Source organism: Methanocella conradii HZ254, from assembly GCF_000251105.1.
In the GTDB taxonomy this organism is placed as follows: Archaea; Halobacteriota; Methanocellia; order Methanocellales; family Methanocellaceae; genus Methanocella; species Methanocella conradii.
Genome location: NC_017034.1, coordinates 426,323 through 439,102, shown reverse-complemented (window position 1 = coordinate 439,102; position 12,780 = coordinate 426,323). Strand labels below are relative to the sequence as shown.

13 protein-coding genes are annotated in these 12,780 nt (G+C 52.6%); 5 read left to right on the top strand and 8 right to left on the bottom strand.

Features of this window, described 5'->3' with window-relative positions; translation table 11 throughout:
• Window positions 1-6: 6 nt before the first annotated feature.
• The 7 genes from MTC_RS02190 to MTC_RS02160 form a co-directional block, all read right to left on the bottom strand.
• Window positions 7-159, bottom strand: a complete 153-nt coding sequence (locus tag MTC_RS02190; protein WP_014405043.1) for a 50S ribosomal protein L39e — start codon at window positions 157-159, stop codon at window positions 7-9.
• Window positions 160-161: 2 nt separating this feature from the next.
• Window positions 162-743 carry an alpha hydrolase gene (locus tag MTC_RS02185; protein WP_014405042.1) on the bottom strand — a complete coding sequence of 194 codons (582 nt, stop codon included), beginning with the start codon at window positions 741-743 and terminating at the stop codon, window positions 162-164.
• Window positions 744-1,073 (bottom strand): DNA-binding protein, encoded by a 330-nt coding sequence (locus MTC_RS02180; RefSeq protein WP_014405041.1) that lies wholly within the window; start codon window positions 1,071-1,073, stop codon window positions 744-746.
• A 13-nt stretch (window positions 1,074-1,086) separates the two neighbouring features.
• A complete protein-coding gene (locus MTC_RS02175; RefSeq protein WP_014405040.1) occupies window positions 1,087-1,545 on the bottom strand; it encodes a 30S ribosomal protein S19e in 459 nt (152 codons plus the stop codon).
• Between the two features lie 117 nt (window positions 1,546-1,662).
• Window positions 1,663-2,574, bottom strand: coding sequence for an ATP-grasp domain-containing protein (locus MTC_RS02170; protein WP_014405039.1), 912 nt, complete (start codon window positions 2,572-2,574; stop codon window positions 1,663-1,665).
• A 5-nt stretch (window positions 2,575-2,579) separates the two neighbouring features.
• Window positions 2,580-3,224: a RimK-like ATPgrasp N-terminal domain-containing protein gene (locus tag MTC_RS02165; protein WP_014405038.1), complete on the bottom strand. Its 645-nt coding sequence runs from the start codon at window positions 3,222-3,224 to the stop codon at window positions 2,580-2,582.
• Window positions 3,225-3,322: 98 nt separating this feature from the next.
• The gene (locus MTC_RS02160; protein ID WP_014405037.1) at window positions 3,323-3,589 is read right to left on the bottom strand and encodes a UPF0147 family protein; all 267 of its coding nucleotides are present in this window, start codon (window positions 3,587-3,589) and stop codon (window positions 3,323-3,325) included.
• 187 nt (window positions 3,590-3,776) lie between these two features.
• Here MTC_RS02160 and MTC_RS02155 point away from each other — a divergent pair, with 187 nt between their 5' ends.
• From MTC_RS02155 to MTC_RS12565, 4 genes are all read left to right on the top strand, one after another.
• Complete coding sequence (locus MTC_RS02155) at window positions 3,777-4,220, top strand: Sjogren's syndrome/scleroderma autoantigen 1 family protein (RefSeq protein WP_014405036.1); 444 nt, start codon at window positions 3,777-3,779, stop codon at window positions 4,218-4,220.
• 286 nt (window positions 4,221-4,506) lie between these two features.
• A complete protein-coding gene (locus MTC_RS02150) occupies window positions 4,507-4,965 on the top strand; it encodes a response regulator (protein ID WP_014405035.1) in 459 nt (152 codons plus the stop codon).
• Window positions 4,966-4,988: 23 nt separating this feature from the next.
• Window positions 4,989-6,182 carry a hypothetical protein gene (locus tag MTC_RS02145; RefSeq protein WP_014405034.1) on the top strand — a complete coding sequence of 398 codons (1,194 nt, stop codon included), beginning with the start codon at window positions 4,989-4,991 and terminating at the stop codon, window positions 6,180-6,182.
• A gap of 14 nt (window positions 6,183-6,196) precedes the next feature.
• Window positions 6,197-9,874 carry a PAS domain-containing protein gene (locus MTC_RS12565; RefSeq protein WP_272941613.1) on the top strand — a complete coding sequence of 1,226 codons (3,678 nt, stop codon included), beginning with the start codon at window positions 6,197-6,199 and terminating at the stop codon, window positions 9,872-9,874.
• Here the strand turns inward: MTC_RS12565 and MTC_RS02135 are convergent.
• On the bottom strand, window positions 9,869-11,035 hold the full coding sequence (locus tag MTC_RS02135) for a glycosyltransferase (RefSeq protein ID WP_048189497.1): 1,167 nt from the start codon (window positions 11,033-11,035) through the stop codon (window positions 9,869-9,871). The two genes, MTC_RS12565 and MTC_RS02135, sit on opposite strands and share 6 nt — an antisense overlap.
• Before the next feature lie 109 nt (window positions 11,036-11,144).
• Here MTC_RS02135 and MTC_RS02130 point away from each other — a divergent pair, with 109 nt between their 5' ends.
• Window positions 11,145-12,779: a DNA topoisomerase VI subunit B gene (locus MTC_RS02130; RefSeq protein WP_237705944.1), complete on the top strand. Its 1,635-nt coding sequence runs from the start codon at window positions 11,145-11,147 to the stop codon at window positions 12,777-12,779.
• The last annotated feature ends 1 nt before the right edge of the window (window position 12,780 follow it).

The window sequence follows — 12,780 nt, the reverse complement described above, 5'->3', positions numbered from 1 at the left end:
ACCACCTTACTCTGGTAAGCTGGTCCTGCGCCAGCTCCTTCGCTTCGGGTGGGTCATGACCGCCCTGTTGGTCTTCATTATGACCCACGCCGGGACTCTTCTGTTCTGGTTGGTGTACTTGGCCAACCTGATCTTCTTGCCCTTGGACTTCTTCGTCATCTTTACAACCTTCTCATCACCCTTGATTGGGCATGCTCTGTGGGGAAAAGGCGTCTAACCGTCTCCTCCCCGTATCTCTCCTTGATAGATGATCTTATCTCGGCCTCGTAGTCGGACTTTTCTATATCCGGCCCCTCGATTATCTCGAAGTGCCGCCTCACGAGGGCGTCGATGGCTCGTCTCCCATACCCAGCTAGAGGCCTTATGTATGACACGCCGAAGCGCATCTCCAGGCTTCTCACCTCGGACATCGTGAGCATGGGCGAGTGGTCGTCCCGCCTCGTGCCGTCCGCAATGTACTCCGAGCCGGCGGCCAGCGCCTCCAGCGCCCTTCTATGCACGAAGCTGATGCCATATCTTGGGTACCCATGCCTTAATATGAGATCGATACACTCATCCATTATCTCGGGGCTGAGCACCATCGTCCTGAAGGGGAACCCTAGCGCCCTCGCGGCCTTCTCCGCGTGCCTCCACGCATCCGAGCCGAACGTACAGGTCACGAGCTCCACCTCGAAGAAAGGCTCGAGCAGCACCGCGGACAGCGAGCTGTCCTTTCCGCCGCTGTATAAAACCTGTACCCTCATTCAGATGCGTCTTATCCTTATATCGCGCTTCTTGGGCTGTATCTGCTCAAGTATCTTGACAAGCTGGGCGTCGTCTATCTGCCTGGCTAGCCTGCCCGTCTGGGCCAGTGCGATAAGCTGTGCCTCAACGCTGGCAACGAACTCGGGCCTGGTCATGCGGATCCTGTTCAGGCGCTCCCGGGCCTCCGGGGTGAGAATCTGGCGCAGGATTGCCGCCTTCTGCTGCTCCAATTGCTGGCGCTGCTGCTCCTGCGCATAGGCGTCGGCCTGTGCCCTCTGGAGCTCCTCCAGCTTGCGCCGCCTTATCTCGTCCAGTTCATCGCCGCTCATATCACGTCACTTTCTATGCCTGTACCTCGGGGGCTGCCTGCTTCTGGGGAGCCTGCTTTTCAGCTAGCATCTCCGTGGCAACCCTGTCCAGGAACGCCATGCCCTGTGGGGTCACGGCCCTGCCGCCCTTAACGGACTTGACGAAGCCCGCCTTTTCGAGCTGCTGGAGAGCGTCCCTTATTATGGAGCCGCTGCCCCTCTCGTGCCTGTCCGGCCTAACTCCGCGGTTCTTCCTTCCGCCGTAGAGCGTTCGTAGCCTCTGCACGCCCACCGGCCCATCAATGTATATCCTCCTCAATATGGAGGCGCACCTGGTGTACCACCAGTCCTGCTGGGTCGGCGGGTACTGCCTGTGAGTCCCCGTCTTCACGTCCGCTGCCCACTCCGGGGCCTTTACCTTACCTGTCTCCTTTAGTTTTTGTCCCGCCCTGGCCACCAATAGGGTGGCGGGCACATCATAAACCACTGCCAATCTGACTCCTCCGCTAAACGGATAATGATATGGAGCGCACATAAAACGTGCCATTATCGGTTGCGAAGGGTTTTTACGTACTTATAGTTACTTATACTTTTTCATGTTTTGGGCGATTTAAAATGGCTCGTTTAGCCGGTAGGTGCCAGGCTTTACTGGCCTGCCAGACGCCAGCCTGTCTATTATCTTCTCGTACAGGTCCGGGTCCCTTGCGTCCTCCTGGCCCAGGTAAAAGCTCGGATTATCGTTGACCTCTATGCAGAAAAACCTGCCGCCTATCTCCTTGATATCCAGGCCGTAGAGGCCGTCGCCCACGCACCTGGTTATCTTTATCGCCAGCTCCGCCAGCTTTCTCGGGGCGTTCTTGCGCTTGATGGGCACCACCTTGCCCCACTGCTGCTTGCCATCGACCAGCGATTTCACCTTCCACCCCCCCTTCGGCATATAATACTTGCAGAGGTAGAGTAGCTGGTTGTCCAGGACGCCGACCCTCCAGTCGAAGCTGCTGGGCATGTACTCCTGAAGCACGATGGGCGTGGCATGCCTCAAGTACCTCGCAGATATCTCCCTGAACTCAGCCTCGCTGGCGGCCTTCTCCACGTGGGAGGAAAACTTCGTGTAGGGGGCCTTCAGCACGACCGGAAACCCGAGGTAGTCGAAGATACGCTTGAGGTTTTTTTGGTCGTAATCACCGTCGAAGAGGAGCGACCGGGGCGAGGGGATGCTGTTCTGCCTGAACAGGTCGTCCAGCACAACCTTCGAGGAGCACACCCTTATCGAGTGTGGGTCGTCTATCACGACCTTGCCCAGGGCGTCCGCCATCCTGGAGGCCACGTAAGCCGTGTTCATGGGGTCCGTAGTCGCCCTTATGAAGATGGCGTCATACTCAGCAATCCTGTCCAGGTCCTTCTTGAAAATGAAGTCGAAGGAGTGGCCCTTACGCTCGGCAGTGCTCTTGAAGAGCTTGAGCGTGCCCGCCTCCTCCCTGGTGTGGAAGTTGTACTTCTCCACGAAACACCCGATCTTCATAAAGTCTAGCGGCCCTTGAGGGCGTGCACCCTCTCCCTTACCAGTGCCCAGTCCACCTCTTTCTTCGCGGCAGGCTCGAAGTGGCATAGCTTCGCCTCGCCGTCGACCACCTGAAGGACGAGCTTTCCGACGGGAATCCTGAAGGCCTCGTAGAACTTTCTGGCTATCGCCCTCGCCTCGGGCACGTCAGTCTCCCCGAACACCTGGACGGCCTCCTTCACCTCTCCCAGGAGGGGCTGTACCGACACGGGGTACCGGTTATTAACGCTCAGGCTCTTAATCGTCCTGTACATCTGGGACTCGCTCTTAACCTTGGTTACGGAGTTGCAGGTGTACGGGTTCACCGCAAAGCACAGGGCGGGGTATAAGTCCTTCTCGTACCCTGAAATGAGCCGGTATGGAAGGCAGGGGATGCCCGCCCTCGAGGCGCGGATCATCAGCAACGGGTTACGGTGCGTGTCCAGGATGTCCGAGCAGCGTGGGGTCACACGGCAGCCACATAGCTCGGCATGCATGGACACGTAATACCCCATCTTCTGGTACCGATAGTCGTGCGATACGTTCAAAACGTCTTCATTCACATGCGATTCTAAAAAAGCAAACGGGCTATAATCCGCATCTTCATCGTCTTCGCTAACAACTATTGTCACTAATGGACACTTCCATTATCTCGCGTAATGATGGAATCATCATATATGAATTTGATGGTCTGGCCGTATAAAAGCCCTTTAAAGGTAGCGCCTGCTCTCTAGCCATCTACTGAGATGGTCTCGAGCTGGCTAGCTATATTCCAGATGAGGGTGCGAGTATGGAGCGGTATGTTCGGATCGTTTGATATCTCGTCCAGTATGGATATGCTGGAGGCAGCCCGCACAGCGGGGCTCTCCTTCGTGTCAAGGAGTATGTTTTTCACGTTATCAGCGCTTCGCCTGATGTTGCGGGGCACCGTGTCGTCGTCCTTTATCCGGGTCAACACGTCCACGCACTGCTTGATGACGGCTTCAACGTTTGACATCTTATCACCTCATTAGCCGGTCTTAATGATATTAAAATCAGCACCGTATGGGTATCCTATGTACAGCCATCAAAGAAAAAATTTTCGGTTCTGTGAGGTGCGTCTTCTTAAACTTAGAGCCTTTTTATTCGAGCAAGCTTAAAGGATATATATAAGGGCGTCATTTTGCTATTATACTGGGTTCATTATGGAAGAGAGGGATCTGGACAAGGTGACCAGGATGCTTGAGAAGGGCGGGACAATGCTGGCAAAGCACTGCGAGTGCGGCGCGCCGCTCTTCAAGTACCAGGGCAGGGTGGTGTGCCCGGTGTGCGACGCTAAAAAGCAGGAGCACGCGGAGGAGCAGGCCCGCCTGGCGGTGCCCGTGGAGACGAAGCCGGCGGTATCCTCGCAGGCGGTGGAGCCGGTCAAGAGCACGCCGGTCATGCAGATGCCGGAGCGGGGCATGAGAGTGATAGTGGGCAAGGAAGACCTCGACGAAGCGGCCGTGGAGGCCGCGGTCATCGCCAAGGTCAACGACATCGCCGCAAGGCTGGCAGGCGAGACCTACCCCAACAAGATCCAGATGTACCTCGATATACTGGAAAGGTCGCTGCGCGTGCTCAAAGAGCTGCACGGCGTCTCAAAATAAATCTTTTCTACATTTAAAAATCAAAAAAATCTAATAAAGGGCGATTAGCCAAAAATCTGTTACTATTGATTATGTATTTTTGATAGTTAATTTATCATACGATAGAAAAAAGTTTATCTTTATTTGACCAAATAAGTCATCAATTGCACATTAAGTGCTTATATCAAAAGAAAATGGTGTAAAGTTTAGCTATAAATGTGAGATAATATGCGAGTAAGGGCGAATACATCGATATATTTTGCATAAAAGGCAGGATATAAAAAGGAGTGAACCAGGAGAGCAAATTATGGCTGGACAAACGCTAAAACCACTTGAAATATTGCTAGCGGATGATAATCCGGGAGACGTTCGTTTATTTATAGAGTCCCTCAAAGATGGGAAAATCCTGAATCACCTTAGCGTCGTTTGGGATGGAGCGGAAGCCATAGCTTATCTCAAGAATAAAGTATTGACAGGGCAGGCGCCGCGACCGGATTTCATCATATTAGACATTAACATGCCCAAAATGACTGGGCTGGAAGTCCTCCAGCAGATAAAGAGCGACCTTGAGCTTATGAGCATACCCGTCGCAGTCCTTACGTCCTCGGAAGCTGAAAAAGACATGGCCACTAGCTTTGCCTATGACGCCAATTGCTATATCACGAAGCCTCTCGATTTCGAAAAGTTCATCAACGCTGTCCTTTCGATAGATAACTATTGGCTCGCAATCGTCAATAACACGGATAGCCAGGAAGAGCTTCTCTAAAAATAAAAAAGATAGTGAATGCTATGATAACGGTTGGGTTAAGCGAGAAGGCCATAGGGCTGATTGACAGCAGGCGTGGAAGCCGGTCCAGGGATGACTATGTCAACATGATACTGGAAAACATCCTGGATATGATAATGAAGCAGCAGGCATACGTCGGCGGCGTAAACCTCATGGAGGTATTAGAGGCCCCAATTGCGAAGAGCTCGCCTGGATCAGGCATTGTGTCCGAATTAATCAAGCAGATGAAAAGCACTTATTCGGGGAAGATTCCTTATAACCTGTTCTACCAGGAGTGCATGGAGCGCGGGATACCGAAGGAAGAGATTGAGGCCGCGGTCCAGAAAAACAAAGGACTATTCCAGTTCCAGATGAGCAAGGACGACGAGTATGCGAATATTCTGCTCGTTATAATCTACAATTATCTGAAGGACTTCTATAGTAGAAGCATGTCGACGTCCCAGTTTTATGGGAAATGCCTCGAAGAGTGCCTGACCGTGGACGACATCAGGTATGCGGAGAACGTGTGGCAGGTTACCATTCCTAGCGTTACGACGCTCCGGGACCTGGCGACGAAGACCGATGCGATGAGCATTGAAAACAAGCTTTTAAAGCTGCTATACGCCATCAAGAAAGAATACCCTGAAACCATACCAGTGGCGGTCCTGCATAATAAGTGCGTTCAGGCAGGCCTGACAAAGGACGATGTCGCTGAACTGGAAAAAATCTATACCAGATACCTGCTGACAAAGCACAATGAGAAAGTATCCACCGATAAGGGCGTCGTCAAGGATAAGGCAAGGGTTAAGGCGATCAATGCCAAGATTAAGCGCATTCTTGATGAGCTGGCAGGCGTTTATGGGGAGAATATACCTGCAACGGCGTTTAGCGATAAGTGTAAGGAGTCCGGGTTTACTGGAGAGGAGCAGCTTTATGCGAAAAAAGTGTTTGAGGATTACCAGGTATCGCTGGCCAGCTTTAAAGAAATTAAATACATGAATAATAAAGCATATATAATTCTCACTTCTCTTCGTAAGCTATACCCGGGCAAGATACCATATAATGTTTTTTATACAAAGTGTAAGGCGATTGGCCTGAAAAACGACGAGATCGCCGAGGCCATTAAACAGGCTGGACGTATCATAGCATCTGAAAAGAGCGATGAAGAACATTACCTGAAAGTGCTCGATGACATTCTTTCTGAATATAAAAAATAAAAGGGTGATATTGCTTGAAAACTGGTTCAAACAGGATAGATAGAGGTGTAGAGAATTCGGCTCATTCTAAAGAAGCATGTAAGGATGGAGGGCTATCTGTAGCTATTGATAGCGTATTTAATAGCTCTCCAGTTCCTATGTTCGCCATTAATGTCGAACATAAGGTGGTCAGCTGGAATGAGCCTCTTGAGCTGTTGACTGGCATAAAAGCAAAAGAGGCTATCGGCACAAGCGTGCATAAGAGCCTTTTCAATAAGTCTGAGATAGCGGCGCTTGCCGATATAATCGTTGATGGCGCAGTCGACGAGATAAAATCGAATGATAAGTATAAAAAATCGTCGTATTTGCCTAACGCTTATGAGACTGATAGGTTTTTGCCTGAGCTTGGCAAGTGGTTGAAATTCGTTGCATCGCCTATCAGGGACGCAAATGGAAAAATAACGGGCGCCGTGGGCACGCTAATTGATATTACCGAGGTTAAGCGCATGGAGGAGGAGGCTCGTAAGAGCATGTATATCCTTAATCGTGCGCAGAGTATTGCCCATGTGGGCAACTGGGCCTGGGACCTCAGGACGAATAGTTTCACATGGTCAGACGAACTCTACAGGATTTTCGGATACAACCCACAGGAGTTCCAGCCAACCATGGACTGGATCACGGAGCGCATTCACCCGGCGGACAAAGAATTATACCAAAAATCAATAGAAGCAGCGTTCAAAGAAAACAAGTTCTTCAACATCGACGTCAGAATCGTCAGACAAGACGGGTCAATACGATATGTTAATTATATTGCGGATAAATGCGTGAGGGATACTGAGGGTAAGCCGAAGCGTCTCTACGGCATCATGCAGGATATCACTGAGCGCAAGAAGTTGGAGGAAGAAGTTCGAAAAGAGATGCGTATTCTTAATCGTGCGCAGAGTATTGCCCATGTGGGCAACTGGGCCTGGGACCTCAGGACGAATAGTTTCACATGGTCAGACGAACTCTACAGGATTTTCGGATACAACCCCCAGGAGTTCCAGCCAACCATGGACTGGATCACGGAGCGCATTCACCCGGCAGACAAAGAATTATACCAAAAATCAATAGAAGCAGCGTTCAAAGAAAACAAGTTCTTCAACATCGACGTCAGGATTGTGAGGCAGGATGGCTCCATCAGGTACATTAATTATATTGCGGATAAGTGTGTGAGGGATACTGAGGGTAAGCCGAAGCGTCTTTATGGCATCATGCAGGATATCACTGAGCGCAAGAAGTCCGAAGAAGAAGCCCGCAAGAACATGCGCATCCTCAACAGGGCACAAAGCATAGCACACGTGGGTAATTGGGCCTGGGATCTTAGGACGAATGGGTTTACCTGGTCTGATGAACTTTTCAGGATTTTTGGATACAATCCTCAGGAGTTCCAGCCAACCATGGACTGGATCACGGAGCGCATACACCCGGCTGACAAAGAATTGTATCAAAAATCAATAGAAGCGGCGTTTAAGGAGAACAAGTTCTTTAACATTGACGTCAGGATCGTTAGGCAAGATGGGTCAATACGATATGTTAATTATATTGCGGATAAGTGTGTGAGGGATACTGAGGGTAAGCCGAAGCGTCTCTATGGTATCATGCAGGATATCACTGAGCGTAAGAAGTTGGAGGAAGAAGTTCGAAAAGAGATGCGTATTCTTAATCGTGCGCAGAGTATTGCTCATGTGGGTAATTGGGCCTGGGATCTTAGGACGAATGGGTTTACCTGGTCTGATGAACTTTTCAGGATTTTTGGATACAATCCTCAGGAGTTTCAGCCCACTATGGACTGGATTATGGAGCATGTCCACCCGGCTGACAAAGAATTGTATCAAAAATCAATAGAAGCGGCGTTTAAGGAGAACAAGTTCTTTAACATTGACGTCAGGATCGTGAGGCGGGATGGTTCCATCAGGTACATTAATTATATTGCGGATAAGTGTGTGAGGGATACTGAGGGTAAGCCGAAGCGTCTCTATGGTATCATGCAGGATATCACTGAGCGTAAGAAGTCGGAGGAAGAAGCCCGCAAGAACATGCGCATCCTCAACAGGGCACAAAGCATAGCACACGTGGGCAACTGGGCTCTAAACCTAAAGACAAACAATTTCACATGGTCAGACGAGATCTTCAGGATCTTCGGGTTTAACCCCCAGGAATTCCAGCCAACCATGGAGTGGTTCAACGCACATGTTCACCCCGCGGATATGAAGCTATTCCGCAAATCGTTAAACATGGCGCTTTGCGAAAACAAGCTCTTCTACATAGACATGCGCGTCATAAGGCCAGACGGCTCAATTAAATACGTGAACTGGGTGGCGGACAGGTGCACGAGAGATGATGTGGGCAATCCAAAGATGCTATTCGGCATCCTACAGGACATCACCGAGCGTAAGAACTTTGAGGAGACCATCAGGAAAGGCAGCGACCTCCTCGCAATGGCACAGAGCATCGCACACATCGGCAACTGGGAGATGGATATAAAGACCAAAAAGATACAGTGGTCTGACGAGGTCTTCAGGATTTTCGGCTATGATCCAGGGGACTTCCATCCAAACGTTCACTGGATAGTTTACCATGCACATAAGGACGACAAAGACATGGTCCTCGGGGCGATTGAATCGGCCATAAAAGAAAATAAGCTCTTTAACATAGACTACCGCATAGTCACGCTGGATGGGGTAGTGAAGTACGTTAACTTCATGGCCGATAGGATCGAAAAAGATTCAGAAGGAAAGCCGGCGTCGATTTTTGGCATCATCCAGGACATAACCGAGCGTAAGAACGCAGAAATCGCCATGCGCAAAGCCCAGGACGAGCTGGAAATGAAGGTCGCCGAAAGGACTGCAGAGCTTGAGAAGGCGAATGCCGCTATGAAAGAAGAGATCAATGAGCGCAAGAAGATTGAAAGCGCCCTGGATAAGGAGCGCCTCGAGCTAAAGCGCTCTAACGAGGAGCTTGAGCAGTTCGCCTATATCGCCTCCCATGACCTACAGGAGCCGCTGCGCATGGTAAACCAGTACGTGCAGTTGCTCGCGAAGCGCTATAAGGGTAAGCTCGATCCAAGCGCCGACGAGTACATCAAGTTCGTGGTCGACGGCACGGCCCGCATGAGGCAGATGATCGTAGACCTGCTCGAGTTCTCGAGGGTTGGCACGAAGGAAAAGCCCCTGGAGCCGACCAACCTGGAGGAGGTGATCAGCCAGGTGACCACCAACCTGAGCGTGGCCATAGATGAGAGCGGTGCGAAGGTAACCCACGCTACCATGCCCGTCGTAATGGCTGACTTCACCCAGATCATGCACGTATTCCAGAACCTGGTGGGCAACGCCATCAAGTTCAGGAAGGAGGGCGTCCCGCCCGAGGTGCACATTGGCGCTGAGAAGAAGGGCGACGAGTGGGTCTTCTCAGTATCTGACAATGGCATAGGGATAGACCCGAAGTACTTTAACAAGCTCTTCATAATCTTCCAGCGCCTGAATAGCGCGTCGCAGTATAAGGGTAATGGCATAGGCCTGGCCATCTGTAAGAAGATCGTCGAGCGGCATGGCGGCCGGATCTGGGTTGAGTCGACGCCCGGGGTGGGGACGACATTCTACTTCACGCTGCCGGCAAAGGCCGAGGCCCAGGAGAATAGCACGGAAAAGCTGGCAGAGCAGGTTGCATCATAAGAAAATGTCTCCTGCCCTATTTTTTATTGAATCGTATATTTCGAGCAGCCTGCTGGCGCTTTTTTCCAGGGAGTGCTGAGAGGCGGTCCTGAGAGCGCCATCCCTGAGCTTTTCTCTAAGAGTTTTGTCTTTTATTATGCGTACAAGGTGTCGGGCTATCGCCTCGCTATCGTCCGTGTCAAATAAGAACCCGTTCTCTCCGGGCACCACGGCGTCAGGTATGGCCCCCGCGTTGGCGCCGACAACGGGCAGGCCGGTGGCGAACGCCTCCAGGACGATTAGAGATTGCGTCTCCACGGGCGAGTTGAGGGCGAGGACGTCCGCGGCTGCAAAAGCCCTGGGGAAGTCCTCATCGCTCACATAGCCTGCAAAAACCACCGATGCCTGAAGCCCCAGCTTAGCCACTAAAGCCTCCAGTGAACTCCTGGCCGGGCCCTTGCCCACGATGAGCAGCTTAGCGTCAGGGGCCTCCTTTAAGACCAGGGGCATGGCCTTTATCACCCCGTCTATGCGCTTCTCGAAGCTCAGCCGGCCGCCATGCAATATCACCGGGGCGTCGCCCAGCCCGAACTTCTCCCTGAACTCCTGCCTGCCAGCCACCCCATACCTGGAAAGGTCCAGGCCGTTGGACACCACCTCTATACGCTTGCCCTTCACGTCAAGGTACCCGGCGGCCGACCTTGCGGGGACGATTATGACGTCGCACTTATCGTAAAACCAGTTCTGGTAAGCCCGCGCTATACGCCTTAAGATAAGGCGGCTCAGCTTAAAGCGCTTTGACAGGTACACGACGTACTCGTCCACTGGCGTGTGGAAAGTGCCCACCAGCGGCACACCCAGCCGCTTCGCCGTGCGCCACGCACAGTACCCCATGACGAACGGGGTATGGGTGTGAACCACGTCCGGCTTGAACCTGGTAGCGTCCCTCACCGGCCCTATAATGTCCACGGCGTATTCGAACTCCGGGTAGGGCAGGAACGTGAAAGCCCTATAGCGGTGCACATCGACGCCATCAATCACATATACCCCCGGCTTCTTCCCCTCGGTAAAGACCTCAACCGTATGGCCCGCTGCAGAAAGCATCCTGTCGAACTGTCGGACGGCGTTTACCACCCCATTCACCTGGGGCACGAACGTGTCAGTGAACACCGCTATTCTCATACCACTTTTTATAAAACGCTCATTCCCTTTAACCTCTTCCCCCATGGAATACTTTCAAGCAGCACATATTAAACCCTTAAAAGGGATCTGGCTCACAACACCAGGATTGATGATGAGAAAAACGGCCAGAGAGCTGGCAAGCGAGATGAAGGAGATATCCTTCAGCGAGTTCATCGCAGCAAACCCACATCTCGTGGGGTTCGAGAGCTCGCTAAAGATGATACCCATGTCCATCCACGAGCTCGTGACGAATTCTCTGGACGCCTGCGAGGCCGCTGGCATACTGCCCGAGATATGGGTGGACTTGAAGGCAATCGATGAGAAGGGCCGGCTGAAGCGGTACCGCCTGACCGTCAGGGATAACGGGCCGGGCATACCGCCGAAGAACGTCCCGCCCGTTTTCGGCAAGCTATTATACGGCAGCAAGTTCGGGGCTCGTAAACAGTCTAGAGGCCAGCAGGGCATCGGCGTCTCAGCCGTGGTACTAATTTCACAAATAAAGACGGGGGAGCACACGATCGTCAAGTCATCGACGGATGGCAGGACGGCCCACGTATACGAGCTCACGATGGACGTCAACAGGAACGCCGCCCGCATCCATCGCACATATAAAGAGAAGGCGGGGGGCTGGAGGGGTGTCGAGGCCAGAGTGGTCCTGGAGGCGCAGTTCACGGCGAGAATCAGGGAGTACCTCGAGCTTACGGCGGCCATAAACCCCCACCTGGCGCTGCACTACGACGGAGTTGACGAAAAGGATAGGCTGGAGGTCGAGCGCCGGACCGATGCCCTTCCCCCTAAGCCAGTCGAGACAAAGCCCCACCCACTGGGCATTGACTATGACCTGTTGAGCAAAATGGCCGCCCGCACCGGGCATAAGCGATTATATGATTTCCTGAAGGGCGAGTTCGACCGTATGCGCCCCGAGACCGCCAGAAAGGTCATACAGAGCTGCCATTTTGACGTAGATAAGCATCCATCCAGCTTAAGCCGGCAAGAGGTGTTGGAGCTTGTGGAGGCCATGCGCAACGTGGAGGTACCCCCGCCTTCGCCTGAATGTCTCTCCCCCGTGGGAGAGGAAGTCCTCGTCAAGGGCGTCATCGGCAGGCTCAGGCCCGAATTCATCGAGGCGGTGACCAGGAAGCCCTGCGCCATGAGGGGCCAGCCATTCCTCGTCGAGGCCATAATAGCCTATGGATGCGAGGCAGACATCGGCGGCTCCCCTGACCCGGTGACGGGCGTGTCAATCCACAGGTTCGTGAACCGCGTCCCATTGCTGTTCTCAGAGTCGAGCGACGTCATCATTAAGGCGGCGAGGGACGCCGGCCTCGGCCGGTACGAGGTCACCCCGGAGTCGCGCTCCCACCTCTTCGTCCACATTGCAGGGGTGAATATACCATATACGAGCGAGAGCAAGGAGGCAATCAAGCCTGTAGACGAGTACTACGATGAGGTAAAGCTGGCCATCCAGGAATGTGGGCGTAAGGTCTCGAAGCGAATCCGCCAGGCCAGGAAGGCCGAGGAAAGCTTCATGAAGGGCAGGAAGAGGGCGCTAATCCATTCGCTGCTTCTGCGCGAGATCAACCGCTTTGCAGGGAAGAAAGTGGCGGACGAGGCTTATGCAGAGGCATTCGGCTTCGAAGGCCTGCTAGAAGAGGTCGTGGCCAAGTTTGGGCTGGACGTCTTGCGCCTTCGCCGCTCAAGTAAAAGCGTGGAGGAGGTGGAGGACGCGGCCACGGCCGCATAGG